The 12,090-nt window shown below is 64.3% G+C and carries 12 protein-coding genes; 4 read left to right on the forward strand and 8 right to left on the reverse strand.

What is annotated here, in order from left to right; genetic code table 11:
* Positions 1-63 precede the first annotated feature (63 nt).
* From LQT98_RS03675 to rarD, 4 genes are all read right to left on the reverse strand, one after another.
* Entirely contained in the window at positions 64-621 is a 558-nt protein-coding gene (locus tag LQT98_RS03675; protein WP_231461155.1) for a GNAT family N-acetyltransferase, read from the reverse strand.
* On the reverse strand, positions 615-800 hold the full coding sequence (locus LQT98_RS03680) for a hypothetical protein (RefSeq protein WP_231461156.1): 186 nt from the start codon (positions 798-800) through the stop codon (positions 615-617). Before LQT98_RS03680 ends, LQT98_RS03675 begins: the two co-directional genes overlap by 7 nt.
* 205 nt (positions 801-1,005) lie before the next feature.
* On the reverse strand, positions 1,006-1,281 hold the full coding sequence (locus tag LQT98_RS03685) for a hypothetical protein (RefSeq protein WP_231461157.1): 276 nt from the start codon (positions 1,279-1,281) through the stop codon (positions 1,006-1,008).
* Positions 1,282-1,581: 300 nt separating this feature from the next.
* A complete protein-coding gene (gene rarD, locus LQT98_RS03690) occupies positions 1,582-2,493 on the reverse strand; it encodes an EamA family transporter RarD (RefSeq protein ID WP_048408508.1) in 912 nt (303 codons plus the stop codon).
* 582 nt (positions 2,494-3,075) lie between these two features.
* Here rarD and LQT98_RS03695 point away from each other — a divergent pair.
* Together LQT98_RS03695 and LQT98_RS03700 are read left to right on the forward strand one after the other, a co-directional pair.
* The gene (locus tag LQT98_RS03695; protein WP_231461158.1) at positions 3,076-6,552 is read left to right on the forward strand and encodes an indolepyruvate ferredoxin oxidoreductase family protein; all 3,477 of its coding nucleotides are present in this window, start codon (positions 3,076-3,078) and stop codon (positions 6,550-6,552) included.
* Between the two features lie 332 nt (positions 6,553-6,884).
* Positions 6,885-7,436, forward strand: a complete 552-nt coding sequence (locus LQT98_RS03700; RefSeq protein ID WP_231461159.1) for a hypothetical protein — start codon at positions 6,885-6,887, stop codon at positions 7,434-7,436.
* 63 nt (positions 7,437-7,499) lie between these two features.
* On the opposite strand, the gene LQT98_RS03705 is transcribed toward LQT98_RS03700, so the two are convergent.
* A complete protein-coding gene (locus tag LQT98_RS03705; protein ID WP_231461160.1) occupies positions 7,500-8,405 on the reverse strand; it encodes a LysR family transcriptional regulator in 906 nt (301 codons plus the stop codon).
* Positions 8,406-8,502: 97 nt separating this feature from the next.
* Here LQT98_RS03705 and LQT98_RS03710 point away from each other — a divergent pair, with 97 nt between their 5' ends.
* Both LQT98_RS03710 and LQT98_RS03715 read left to right on the forward strand, forming a co-directional pair.
* Positions 8,503-9,123 carry a short chain dehydrogenase gene (locus tag LQT98_RS03710; protein WP_231461161.1) on the forward strand — a complete coding sequence of 207 codons (621 nt, stop codon included), beginning with the start codon at positions 8,503-8,505 and terminating at the stop codon, positions 9,121-9,123.
* Between the two features lie 69 nt (positions 9,124-9,192).
* Positions 9,193-9,726, forward strand: coding sequence for a DUF2059 domain-containing protein (locus LQT98_RS03715; protein WP_231461162.1), 534 nt, complete (start codon positions 9,193-9,195; stop codon positions 9,724-9,726).
* Positions 9,727-9,894: 168 nt separating this feature from the next.
* Here LQT98_RS03715 and LQT98_RS03720 read toward each other — a convergent pair whose 3' ends face one another.
* From LQT98_RS03720 to LQT98_RS03730, 3 genes are all read right to left on the reverse strand, one after another.
* The gene (locus tag LQT98_RS03720; protein WP_231461163.1) at positions 9,895-10,698 is read right to left on the reverse strand and encodes a mechanosensitive ion channel family protein; all 804 of its coding nucleotides are present in this window, start codon (positions 10,696-10,698) and stop codon (positions 9,895-9,897) included.
* 97 nt (positions 10,699-10,795) lie between these two features.
* Complete coding sequence (locus tag LQT98_RS03725; protein WP_048408514.1) at positions 10,796-11,524, reverse strand: NAD-dependent protein deacylase; 729 nt, start codon at positions 11,522-11,524, stop codon at positions 10,796-10,798.
* 97 nt (positions 11,525-11,621) lie between these two features.
* On the reverse strand, positions 11,622-11,960 hold the full coding sequence (locus tag LQT98_RS03730) for a nucleotide pyrophosphohydrolase (protein WP_048408515.1): 339 nt from the start codon (positions 11,958-11,960) through the stop codon (positions 11,622-11,624).
* Positions 11,961-12,090: the final 130 nt, after the last annotated feature.

Genomic DNA, 12,090 nt, shown 5'->3' on the forward strand with positions numbered 1-12,090 from the left:
CCCAGGACAGTCTGTTATGAAATTTGCATTGAGTGTGCGCGCCGGGATCGCACCGGTCAAGATTCAACCGCCGCGCGCCAGCTGCAAGACTTCGCGCCGCGGACCGGAAAACGGCGGCGGCACCACGGACAAGAGCAGGCTCAGCCGCGGCCGCTCGCCCAGCGGCTGCACCACGAAGCCCAGCCGCCGCGCCAACTGCAGCATGGCGATATTGCCTGGCGCGCAATCGGCCCAGATCCGGTGCCAGCCCAGCTGGCGATAGCCGAAATCCAGCATCACCCGCGCCGCTTCCAGCGCATAGCCCTGGCCCCAGGCCGGCTCCGCCAGCTCGATGCCGAAACTGGCCTCGCCGCCGCGTCCCAGGCCGCGCAGGCCGACCGAACCGAGCAGCGCCTTGTCTTCGACGCGCACGATGGCCAGCTGCCAGCCGCGCCGGGGGGAATCGCGCTGCTGCGCCAGAAAGCTCAACAACAACTGGCCGCTGCGCGCCGGCGTGATTTCTTCCGGTGGGTAATGGCGGGCGAATTCCCGGCCGCTGCGCACCAGCGCGTAAGCGCCGTGGTCCTCCGGCCGGAAATCGCGCAGCAACAGGCGACGGCTATAGAGCAAGGGACTCAGCATAAGCCGCCCTTCTCCAGCCGCAGACGATGAATGTCGCGTTCCAGCTCGACGCGTCGATGTTCAACTGCTTGGATGGAAGTGTGTTCGCGCAGCCAGGCGCGCTCGGTCGACGCCATGCGGTCGTCGCCAAGAATGTCGCGCAGCAAATGCCGCGACAGGGGAAAAAAGAACAATGCCATGATGGCGGTACCTGTAAAGAACGATAAAGATCATGGACGTCCGGCCCGCGGGGAGCGGGCGGAGGTCCGGCATGCGCCGCCGGGCTGGTGGAGCCTGGCGACGCAGCGCAGTCTGCTACCGGGATGGCATGGCGTCAAGCATAATCTGAGCGAAACATCCGCATGACATGAAAAGGAAAAACCGGAGCGCCGGCCGCGTCGACACTCAGCGCCACCAGCCCAGGTAGCGAGCCAGGCTGGTGGAAATCGCGGCATCGGTCAGGCCCAGTTGCAGGCCGACCAGCGCGGCGTAAAGCTGCATGCCGTGCTCGTCCGGCATATAGGGCAGCGCCCAGTCGCTGAGCATCGGATACAGCAGCCAGGCCAGCAGCAAGCCGCCGCCCAAGGCCGCGCCCACCCAGGCGCGGGAACGCGCGCGCAGCGCCAGCCGGATCAGGATGTCGGAACCAAAGAAAACCACACTCACCAGATAGAGCGCCATGACGCGCCTCCTTGCAAAGTAACGGCCACATTCCGCCGCAAACAACGCGGGGACGGCCTGGGACGGATGCTTGTTTTTGGGGCAAACAGGGCGGCAATGGCATCGCAACGATGCATGGGTGGCGCGGTGCGGCCGCGCTCGAAACGCTTGAACGACAGGCGCGGGCCGGCTTCGGCTCGGCAATGGGCTGGCGCCGGAAACACTCGGCGCTCAGCCCATTGAGTGGTTTATAGCAAACTCTCCTAATGAAAACAGCCCGCATTTCTTGCGAAACGCGGGCTGCTCAGACGGCGGGAAAACTCAGGCCGCGGCGGCACGTCGCCCTTGCCACAACTGCAACAAGCCCGCGGCGGAATACAGCAGCAGCGCCGCCCAGATCAGGCCGAAACCCAGCGCGCGGCCGCTGTCGAACGCTTCGCCGAACAACAACACGCCCAGCGCCAGCTGGATGCTGGGCCCGATGTACTGGATCACGCCCACCGTCGCCAGCTTGAGCCGGCGCGCGCCGGCGGCGAACAGCAGCAGCGGCACCGCGGTCACCACCCCGGCCCCCATCAGCAGGCCGGTCTGCGCGGCCGAACCATGGCCGAAGGCGCCCTGCCCCTGCCACTCGAACCACAACAGCGCCAGCACCGCCAGCGGCGTCATCAGGAAGGTTTCCAGCGCCAGCCCTTCCAGCGAGGCCAGCGGCGCCTTCTTGCGCAGCAGGCCGTACAGGCCGAAGGTAGCCGCCAGCGACAATGCGATCCACGGCAGCGCGCCGGCGCTATAGGTGATCCAGGCCACGCCGGCCGCCGCCAGCAGCAAGGCGGTGTTCTGCAGGCCGCTCAGACGCTCGGACAAAAAGATCCGGCCCAACAGCACATTGAACAGCGGATTGATGAAATAACCCAGGCTGCCCTCCACCACGTGGCCGGCGTTCACCGCCCAGATATAGATCAACCAGTTCAGCGACAGCAGCAAGGAGGACAGGCCGAAAATGGCCAGCTTGCGCGGCTCGCGCACCGCCGCCGGCAGCCAGCCCCAGTGATTGCGCACGGTCAGGATGATGGCGACGAACACCGCCGACCAGGCAATGCGATGGCACAGAATTTGCAAAGCCGGCACGTCGTGCAGCGGTTTCCAGTACAAGGGAAACAAGCCCCAGCAGATAAAGGCGGCAACGGTGAAAGCGACGCCGCGGCTGCTTTCGGAAGAAGAAACAGAACTCATGGGATATCACACAGCAAGGGAGGGGCTCAGGATGACAGCTTAACCAAATTGCCGCGGCGGAAAAACCGTCAAGTAATCAACAGATTGTTCAGTAATTAAAACAATGACTTTCCATGATCGCTCTATGCTGCGTTGGCACAATCGCCGCAGTCGCCGTCCACATCAGTCAATCTCTTTGACGTTGACGTAAACGTAACTTATAGTCCGATCAAATAGAGAAAAGACTCTAGAAACCAGCCCCGGACCAGGGACCGCGCCGGCATGCCGACGATCAAAAAAACACCGGCTGGAGATGGAGCTCAACCGCTGACAGCAAAGGAGAAGCCGTCGGCGCCACATAGACCGCAAACATGCGGCGGGCGCTGACACGCCGGGCCGCCGCCCCGGATGGAGCCTGTTTACGATCGTAAATAGGTTCTTGAAAGGCGGTGGCACCGGGCCAGCGGGTCTAAAACTTAAGGAGAAGGCCGGCCACACGCGTCCACAAGGCGCAGGCCGGCCCCATCGCCACAAGCGATGGGTCGTCCGCCGCGCGGCGCTTGCGCCCGCCGGACGCGCCCGAGAATGACAGGAGGAGAAACCATGTCGATCCGCCACGCAGACCTGGAAGAAAAATACACGGCCCCCACCGGCCAGGTGCTGATGACCGGGATTCAGGCCCTGGTGCGCCTGCCCATGCTGCAACAACAACTGGACCGCGCCGCCGGACTCAACACCGCCGGCTACGTCACCGGCTACCGCGGCTCGCCGCTAGGCAATGTCGACCAGACCATGCAGAAGGCCGAGAAATACTTGAAGGAACACAATGTGGTGTTCCATCCCGGCCTCAACGAAGACCTCGCCGCCACCGCGGTGTGGGGCACCCAGCAGGTGAATATGTTCGACGGCGCCAAATACGACGGCGTCTACTCGCTGTGGTACGGCAAGGGCCCCGGCGTGGACCGCTCCGGCGACGTGCTCAAGCACGGCAACGCCGCCGGCACCAGCCGCCACGGCGGCGTGCTGCTGGTGGCCGGCGACGACCACGCGGCCAAATCGTCCACCTTTCCGCACCAGTCCGACCACATCCTGGCCGCCAGCATGATTCCGGTGCTGAGCCCGTCCGGGGTGCAGGAAATCCTGGACTACGGCCTGCACGGCTGGGCGATGAGCCGCTATTCCGGCTGTTGGGTGTCGATCAAGGCGATCTCCGACACCATAGAGAGTTCGGCCATCGTCGACATCTCGCCGGAACGGCTGCAGTTCAAGATTCCGGCGGATTTCCCGCTGCCCGAGGACGGCCTCAACATCCGCTGGCCGGATGCGCCGCTGGCGCAGGAAAAACGCGTGCTGCACCACCGCCTGTACGCGGCGCTGGCCTATGCCCGCGAAAACAAGCTGAACCACATCACGCTGGATTCGCCCAAGCCGCGGCTGGGCATCATCACCTGTGGCAAGAGCTATCTGGACGTGATGCAGGCGCTGGACGACCTGGGCATAGACGAGGCGCTGGCCGCCGATATCGGCCTGCGCATCTTCAAGGTGGGCATGGTCTGGCCGCTGGAGCCGGAAGGTGTGCGCCAGTTCGCCGAAGGCCTGGAAGAAATCCTGGTGGTGGAGGAAAAGCGCCAGATCATCGAATACCAGTTGAAAGAGCAGCTGTACAACTGGCGCGACGACGTGCGTCCGCGCGTGGTGGGCAAGTTCGCCGAAAAAGGCGAATGGGCGCTGCCGCACGGCGACTGGCTGCTGCCGGCCGCCGGCGAGCTGACCCCGGCGATGATTGCGCGCGCCATCGCCGGCCGGCTGGCCTTGATCTTCGACAGCCCCATCATCCACGACCGGCTGAAGTTCTACGACGAAAAAGAAGCCCAACTGGTCCAGCCGCGCGAATCCATCGCCCGCGTGCCGCACTACTGCTCCGGCTGTCCGCACAATACCAGCACCAAGGTGCCGGAAGGCAGCCGCGCCGTCGCCGGCATCGGCTGTCACTACATGGCGCACTGGATCCAGGGCGACAGCACCAAGACCTTCACCCAGATGGGCGGCGAAGGCATCACCTGGGTGGGCCAGGCGCCGTTCACCCACACCAAGCACATCTTCACCAACCTGGGCGACGGCACCTACTTCCACTCCGGCCTGCTGGCCATCCGCGCCGCGGTGGCGGCCAAGGTCAACATTACCTACAAGATACTGTACAACGACGCGGTGGCGATGACCGGCGGCCAGCATGTGGACGGCTATCTGGACGTGCCCATGATCACCCGCCAACTGGCGGCCGAGGGCATCAAACGCATCGTGATCACCAGCGACGACCCGGACAAATACCAGAACGTCCAGGGCCTGGCCGCCGGCGTGGAAGTGTTCCACCGCCGCGAACTGGACCGGCTGCAAAAAGAGCTGCGCGAAACCGAGGGCACCACCATCCTGATCCACGATCAGACCTGCGCCGCCGAGAAACGCCGCCGCCGCAAGCGCGGCGACTTCCCCGACCCGGCCAAGCGCGCCTTCATCAACCAACAGGTGTGCGAGGGCTGCGGCGACTGCGGCCAGAAATCCGGCTGCCTGTCGGTGCTGCCGGTGGAAACCCCGCTGGGCCGCAAGCGCAAGATCGACCAGTCCAGCTGCAATAAGGACTACTCCTGCGTCGAGGGCTTCTGCCCCAGCTTCGTCACCGTGGAAGGCGGCCAGCTGAAGAAATCCGCCGGCAGCAGCGCCAGCCTGAGTTCGCTGCCGGCACTGCCGGAGCCTACGATTCCACAAGTGCATGAGCCGTTCAGCATCATGGTCACCGGCGTCGGCGGCACCGGCGTGGTCACCATAGGTCAGGTGCTGGGCATGGCCGCCTACCTGGATCGCAAGGGCGTCACCGTGCTGGACATGGCCGGCCTGGCGCAGAAAGGCGGTTCGGTGTGGTCGCATGTGCGCATCGCCGACAGCCAGGACAAGCTGCACGCGGTGCGCATCGCCGCCGGCGACGCCAATCTGGTGCTGGGCTGCGACCTGGTGGTCACCGCCGCCGAGGAAGCGCTGGCCAAGATGCGCGACGGTTTCAGCCACGCCATCGTCAACAACTACGAATCGCCGACCAGCGCCTTCCTGAAGAACCCGGACGTGCGCTTCCCCAGCAAGGCGATGAAGGACGCCATCGTCGAATCGGTGGGCACCGGCCGCTACAGCGAGGTCAACGCCACCCGCCTGGCCACCTCGCTGCTGGGCGACGCCATCGCCAGCAATATGTTCATGCTCGGCTACGCCTGGCAAAAGGGTTTGGTGCCGGTGACGCTGGAAGCCATCATGGAAGCGGTGCGCCTGAACGGCGCCGCGGTCAAGTTCAACCAGGACGCCTTCAGCTGGGGCCGTCACGCCGCCCATGATCCGGCGCGCATCGAGGCGCTGGTCAGCCCGTCGGCGGTGGTGGCCTTTGTTCCACGTGAAACCCCGGACGCGGTGCTGCACCACCGCTCCAGCGCGCTGACCGCCTACCAGAACGCGGCGCTGGCCGAACGCTACAAGGCGCTGGTGGCGCGCGTGCGCCAGGCCGAGGAAGCGCTGAACCCGGCCAGCAATGCGCTGACGCTGGCGGTGGCCAAGAACTACTTCCATGTGCTGGCCTACAAGGACGAGTACGAGGTGGCGCGGCTCTACACCGACGGTCAATTCCAGCGCGAACTGGCGCAACAGTTCGACGGCGACTTCCAGCTGCGCTTCCACATCGGCGCCAGCTGGATCACCGGCGGCCAGCCGCGCAAAGTGGCTTTCGGCCCCTGGCTGCTGACCGGGATGAAGTGGCTGGCCAAGCTGCGCTTCCTGCGCGGCGGCATGCTGGACCCGTTCTCCTGGCAGTCGGACCGCAAGCTGGAGCGGCGGCTGATCGGCGAGTTCGAGCAACAGGTGGAAGCCCTGCTCGGCGGCCTGACGCTGGACGCGCTGCCGCGCGCGGTGGAGTTGGTGAAAACCTGGGAAGGCGTGCGCGGCTTCGGCCACATCAAGGAGCGCAACTACCAGCAGGCCAAGAGCAAACAGGCGCAGCTGCTGAGCGAGTTGAAGCCGGGAGGCAAAAGCCGCCAGGTGGCCTAAGAACCTGTTTACGATCTGCTGCGCTTCGTGGAGCGTTGCACGGTGAGTACCAGCTCGAAATGCTCATGTATCACTTTCGCCTTGTCTCGCCCTAGCTCGCGAGATCGTAGACAGGTTCTAAGTTGAACAGATTGAAGTTGCTGTAAACGTAGTACCCGAGTGTTCCTACAGCTTGCGGGCGTCGACCATGGTCGACGCCCTCTTTTTTTCCACCCGTTCTTTCTGCCGGCTGCGCCCATCTCGAATTGAAAATGCCAATCGCATTTTCTAGTATTGAAGATGCTGCACTGCTGCCAACTCAAAACTCGAACAATCCAATAAGGAGACTTGCCATGCCCCTGACCCCTCGCCACTGGCTGCTCGCTTCCGCCTGCGCGCTCATGCTCGGCTGCGCGTCCACTCCCGGCAGCGACCGCTGTGCCGGCCAGACCCAGCCGACCTTGCCCGGCATGGCCGCGGTGGACAATCCCGATCTGCTGAACAGCGCATTGGGCCAGCCCGGCAAAGGCGGCCTGTGCGCCGGCCAGGTGCGACGCCAGGAGCCGGCGGATCAAACCGTCACGGTCTACCGCGTGTACGACAACAATAAGGTCAATTCGCGCCTGGGCCGCTGGTGGTCGTTCAGTCAGCCGCGGGGCCCGGTGGCCGCCTACCGCGCCGCCAACGCCATCTGCCCGAGCTGGAGCCAGCTCAACCGGGTGGTGCGCTGCCAGCTGAAAGTGGGCGCGCAAGTGGCGGTGGGACCCGGCCAGAGCGCCGATTGCGCGCCAGACGCCAACTACCCGCCATCGGCGGTCAACCAGGTCTACATCCCCAACTCAGGGCCGGACACCTTGTGGGTGGAGCAATGCCAGGACATGGGCGATTTCCCGCCGACCTCTTGAGCCGGGCTCCGGATCTGCAGCGCTGCGGCGCGATAGATTGGAGCAGGGTTTGAAAACAATGTTTTAAACGTCGCGGCCGGCGAAGCAATCCACGATGAAATCGATCAACACCCTGACCTTGGCCGGCTGCGGCTTTTTATTCGGATACACCAGGTAGACCGCAGCGCCGGGCGTGTCGTAATCGGCCAGCACCCGGTGCAGCCGCCCCGCGCTCACAGCGCCGGCGGCGACGAAATCCGGCAAGCGCGCGAAACCGGCGCCGGCCTCAGCCAGCCGCTCGTTGAGGCTGTAATCGCTGATTTGCAGCCAATGCCGCGCCGCCACTTCCTCCACCTTGCCGCCTTGGGTGAACAGCCAGTGCGCGCCGGCGCGCTGGCCGGCGTGGATCACGCAAGGCAGCGCCGCCAAGTCGGCCGGCCGTTGCGGCGCGCCATGGCGCTGCAACAGGCTGTCGGCGGCCACGATCCAGTCGCGGGTATGGAACAGGCAACGCGCCACCAGCGACGGCGCCAGTTGCGGCGCGCTGCGGATCGCCAGGTCATAGCCGTCCGCCTCCAGGTCCAGCAAGGCCGGGCTGATGTCCAGCTCCAGCCGCACCGCCGGGTATTGTTGATGAAAAGCCAACAGTAGCTCGGCCATGAAGGCGCCGCCGAACATCGCCGGCACCGTCATCCGCACCCGCCCGCTCGCCTCCTCGCGCAGTTCACGCATCGCCGCGGTGGATTGCCGCAACAGTTCGCGCAGCTGGCGGCAGTACTCCAGATACCGCGCGCCGGCTTCGGTCAGCGTCAGCCGGCGCGTGCTGCGGTATAGCAGTTGCACGCCCAGCTCCCGCTCCAGCCGGCTCAACTGCTTGCTGATCTGGGATTTGGAGCTGTGCATCGCCGCGGCGGCGGCGGTGATGCTGCCGGCCTCCACTACCGCCAGGAACGCCAGCGCCAGTTCCGAAGAAGGTTCAATTGTTTCCATATTGATTCCAATAATTCCACATTTCCCCGGTTTTTCCCAAGCCGCGCGCCGCCTATGCTCAGTGCTCCCCACACCGGAATGCATGAAGGAGCGAAACATGAAGATTTTATTGATCGGCGCCAGCGGCCACATCGGCCAGACCGTCATCGCCGCCCTGGACGGCCGTCACGAGGTGATCACCGCCGGCCGCCACAGCGGGGACGTCCGCCTGGACATCGAAGACGAGAACAGCATCATCGAGCTATTCCGCCGCCTGCCCAGGCTGGACGCGGTGGCAGTGGCCACCGGCGGGCGCAACGGCCACCTGGCGCCGCTGAGCGAGATGCGCGCCGAACACTACCGCGTGGGCCTGGAATCCAAGCTGCTGGGCCAGGTCAACACCGTGCTGCACGGCATGGACAAGCTCAATGACGGCGGCTCCTTCACCCTGGTCGGCGGCGTCTGGGACCCGCAGAGCATCGTGCCGCTGTTCAGCAATCTATATATGGTCAACGGCGCGCTGGAGGCCTTCGTCGTCGCTGCCGCCACCGAGCTGCCGCGCCGCCAGCGCATCAATCTGGTGGCGCCGCTGCTCTTGAGCGAGTCCGCGCCGCAATATGGCCACCTGTTCCGCGGCGCGCCGCAAGTGTCCGCCGCCGAGGTCGCGCGCGCTTACAGCCTGAGCATAGAAGGCATACAGAGCGGGCAGATTTACCGTTTCGGCGCCGGCCACGGCTGAGGCGGCATGGTTGACGCCTCCCGTCTAAGCCATCAGCATGGTCGTTTGTTCCAACAAGAGAAAACGACCATGCGCCTTAAATCCATGCTCGCCGCCGGCCTGTGCGCCGCCCTATTCCACGCCGGCCCGGCGCTTGCCGCCGAAGACAGCGTCGCCGCCGCCAAAGCGCTGCTACAGTCCATGCGTTACGACGAGATGATCGTGCAATCCATGCAGCAGATGGAAAGCACCATGCAGCAGCAAATGGAGCAGCAGCTGTGGCAAACCCTGCCGGACTGCGCAGAAACGCCGGACTGCAAAAGCAAGGCCAGCGCGCTTTTGCAGCAGGTGCTGAAAACCCAGCAAGACTATTTCCGCTCGCCCGAAACCCGCAAATTGATGAACGAGATGCAGGTCCAGGCGCTGAGCAAGAATTTCAGCGTCGCCGAAATTCACGAGATGAACGCGTTTTATCAAACCCCCACCGGCAGCAAGATGTTGCGGCTGATGCCCAAGATCATGGCGGAAACCGGCCCGCTGCTGATGAAGGACATGGGCCAGCGCCTGCTACCCAAGCTCAAGCAGCAAATGGATGAGTTCGCGCGCCAGCACAGCGCGCGCTGAGAGCCGGTTCCAAAGTCTCGCGAGCGAGAGCGAGACAAGGCGAAAACGAGCGAAAAAGCGGAATGTACACGTGGTACATGAGTATTTCGGAGACGTTTTCAACACCGCCTCACTGAAGCGGCGGATGACAAAACGGGGCCAAGGGCCCCGTTGTCGCACTTGCGCCGCTCAGCCCTGGCGCACCACCATCGCCTGCTCAGGCGCCGGGAAGCCGCCGGCGGACAGGGTCTCGCGAATGGCGCGGTTGCTGTCGAAATACACCTGCCAGTAATCCTGCGGCTTGCAGTACGGCCGCACCGCCAGCACCGGGCCCAAGGGCGTGAACTCCAGCAGGCCGACGTCCGGCGCCGGGCTGGCCAGCACATTGGGCACCTTGGCCACCGCCTCCCGCAACAGGCTCATCGCCGCCGCGTGATCGGCGCTGGCCGCCAGCTGAGCCTTCAGGTCCACCCGCCGCTGTTCGTTGACGCTGAAGTTCTGGATAGTGTCGGAAAAGATCTTGTTATTGCCTATCAGGGTCAGCACTCCGTCCGGCGTATCCACCGCGGTGGCGAACAGGCCGATGTGCTTGACCGTGCCGACGATGCCGGCGACGCCCACCGCGTCGCCCACCTTGAACGGCCGCAGCACCACCAGGAAGATGCCGGCGGCGAAATTGGCCAGCAAGCCGCTCCAGGCCATGCCTATGGCCACGCCGGCGGCGGCGATCACCGCGGCGAAGGTGGTGGTCTGCACCCCGAAGAAGCCGAGGATGCCGATCACCAACACGATGGTCAGCGTCACATCCAGGAAGGATTTCACATACTGGCGAATGGTGTGGTCCAGCGACTTGCTGGCCAGCTTGGCGTCCAGCATCCGGGTGGCGAACTTGATCAGCCAACGGCCGACCAGCCACAGCAGGATGGCCGACACGATATTGAGGCCAATCTTCACCGCCAGATCCGCCCAGTGGCTCCAGTTGATGGCATCCATTTGTAAATCCCCTTTTTAACGGTTTCGCAACATGATTAAAGATAGGAGCTTACTGCAAAAATACCAAACGAATCTTGCGGCCTTGCCGGCCGTGGCTTCAGGCCTCCGCCAGCGCGCGGCAGGTCTCGCCTATGCCGCCCTGAATGCGCAGATCGAACGCATGATCCATGCGCGTGGGCGTGTAATTGATCAAGGCGGTGGCCACGCCGGCCTGCGCCGCCTCCAGCGGGATCAGATTGACCGGCGACACCTCCAGCGATGAGCCCAGCACCAGCAGCAGATCCGCCTGCAGCGCGGCGTCGAAGGCCAGGTCGATCAAGGGCACCGCCTCGCCGTACAGCACCACGTCCGGCTTGAGCACATCGTGGCACAGTCGGCAGATGGGCAGCGGGTGGTGCAGAATGTAGTCCAGCGCATGCGTGGTGCCGCAGCCGGGGCAGCTGGCGGTCAGCAGGCTGCCGTGCAATTCCAACACCCGGCTGCTGCCGGCGCGCGCGTGCAGGCCGTCTATGTTCTGAGTCAGCACCGTCACCCGCTTGCCCTGTTGCTCCAGTTCCGCCAGGAACTGGTGGCCGGCGTTGGGCCGATAATCGCCGATCAGCTTGATGCGGAAGATCTCGCGGAACGCCTGCCAGAACGCCTCCGGATCGCGGCGGAAATAATCGATGGACACCACCTCGGCCAGGCTCATGCTGCGCGACCACAGGCCGTTGGCGGAGCGAAAGTCGGGGATGCCGGATTCGGTGCTCATGCCGGCGCCGGTCAAGGCCACAATGGTTTCCGCCTGCTCCAGCATCTGGCGCAGGCGGTGGATTTGCTCGGACATCTATGCATTCCAGCTAGTGAATTAAGCAAAATGTTAAGCCAGGCTCGGCCCGCGGCAACCGCGCCAAGCCCCAGCTTAACTTTTTCATGACAAAGGCTCAGCCGGCCGTTGGCACAGGGTATTTGATAGCGTTCTTGGCCATCTTGTCGCGGACCGCCGCGTCCAGATCCACCCCGGTCACCATCGCCAGCCGCGTCAGGTAGAGCAGCACGTCGGCGATTTCCTCCTGCAGATGGGTGAAGCGCGCCGGATCGGCGCGCAGCGCGGCGGCTTCCTCGTCGCTCAGCCATTGGAAGATTTCCGCCAGTTCGCCCACCTCGCCCACCAGCGCCAGCATCAGGCCGCGCGGCGTGTGGTAGCGGTTCCAGTCGCGTTCATCGGCGAAACGCTGCAATGCGGCGGTGAGTTTTTCAGTAGAGATCAGGGTTTCGCTCATCGTTCTATCCGGGTTTCACGTGGAACAACAGCCGCTTGCCGCCTCAGCGCCTGTTCAAGGCTCGCGAGCAAGAGCGAGACAAGGCGTTGCGGCTGAGAAAGCGGAATGTACACGTGGTACATGAGCATTT

Origin of the sequence: Chromobacterium aquaticum (assembly GCF_021129195.1) — a bacterium.
Taxonomy (GTDB): domain Bacteria; phylum Pseudomonadota; class Gammaproteobacteria; order Burkholderiales; family Chromobacteriaceae; genus Chromobacterium; species Chromobacterium aquaticum.

Excerpts from the sequence above, each read along its gene's own strand:
- LQT98_RS03705 (WP_231461160.1), bottom strand. The coding sequence starts at position 8,405 with ATGGAAACAATTGAACCTTCTTCGGAACTGGCGCTGGCGTTCCTGGCG.
- LQT98_RS03685 (WP_231461157.1), bottom strand. The coding sequence starts at position 1,281 with ATGGCGCTCTATCTGGTGAGTGTGGTTTTCTTTGGTTCCGACATCCTG.
- LQT98_RS03700 (WP_231461159.1), top strand. The coding sequence starts at position 6,885 with ATGCCCCTGACCCCTCGCCACTGGCTGCTCGCTTCCGCCTGCGCGCTC.
- LQT98_RS03680 (WP_231461156.1), bottom strand. The coding sequence starts at position 800 with ATGGCATTGTTCTTTTTTCCCCTGTCGCGGCATTTGCTGCGCGACATT.
- LQT98_RS03720 (WP_231461163.1), bottom strand. The coding sequence starts at position 10,698 with ATGGATGCCATCAACTGGAGCCACTGGGCGGATCTGGCGGTGAAGATT.
- LQT98_RS03695 (WP_231461158.1), top strand. The coding sequence starts at position 3,076 with ATGTCGATCCGCCACGCAGACCTGGAAGAAAAATACACGGCCCCCACC.
- LQT98_RS03730 (WP_048408515.1), bottom strand. The coding sequence starts at position 11,960 with ATGAGCGAAACCCTGATCTCTACTGAAAAACTCACCGCCGCATTGCAG.
- rarD (WP_048408508.1), bottom strand. The coding sequence starts at position 2,493 with ATGAGTTCTGTTTCTTCTTCCGAAAGCAGCCGCGGCGTCGCTTTCACC.
- LQT98_RS03725 (WP_048408514.1), bottom strand. The coding sequence starts at position 11,524 with ATGTCCGAGCAAATCCACCGCCTGCGCCAGATGCTGGAGCAGGCGGAA.
- LQT98_RS03710 (WP_231461161.1), top strand. The coding sequence starts at position 8,503 with ATGAAGATTTTATTGATCGGCGCCAGCGGCCACATCGGCCAGACCGTC.
- LQT98_RS03675 (WP_231461155.1), bottom strand. The coding sequence starts at position 621 with ATGCTGAGTCCCTTGCTCTATAGCCGTCGCCTGTTGCTGCGCGATTTC.
- LQT98_RS03715 (WP_231461162.1), top strand. The coding sequence starts at position 9,193 with ATGCGCCTTAAATCCATGCTCGCCGCCGGCCTGTGCGCCGCCCTATTC.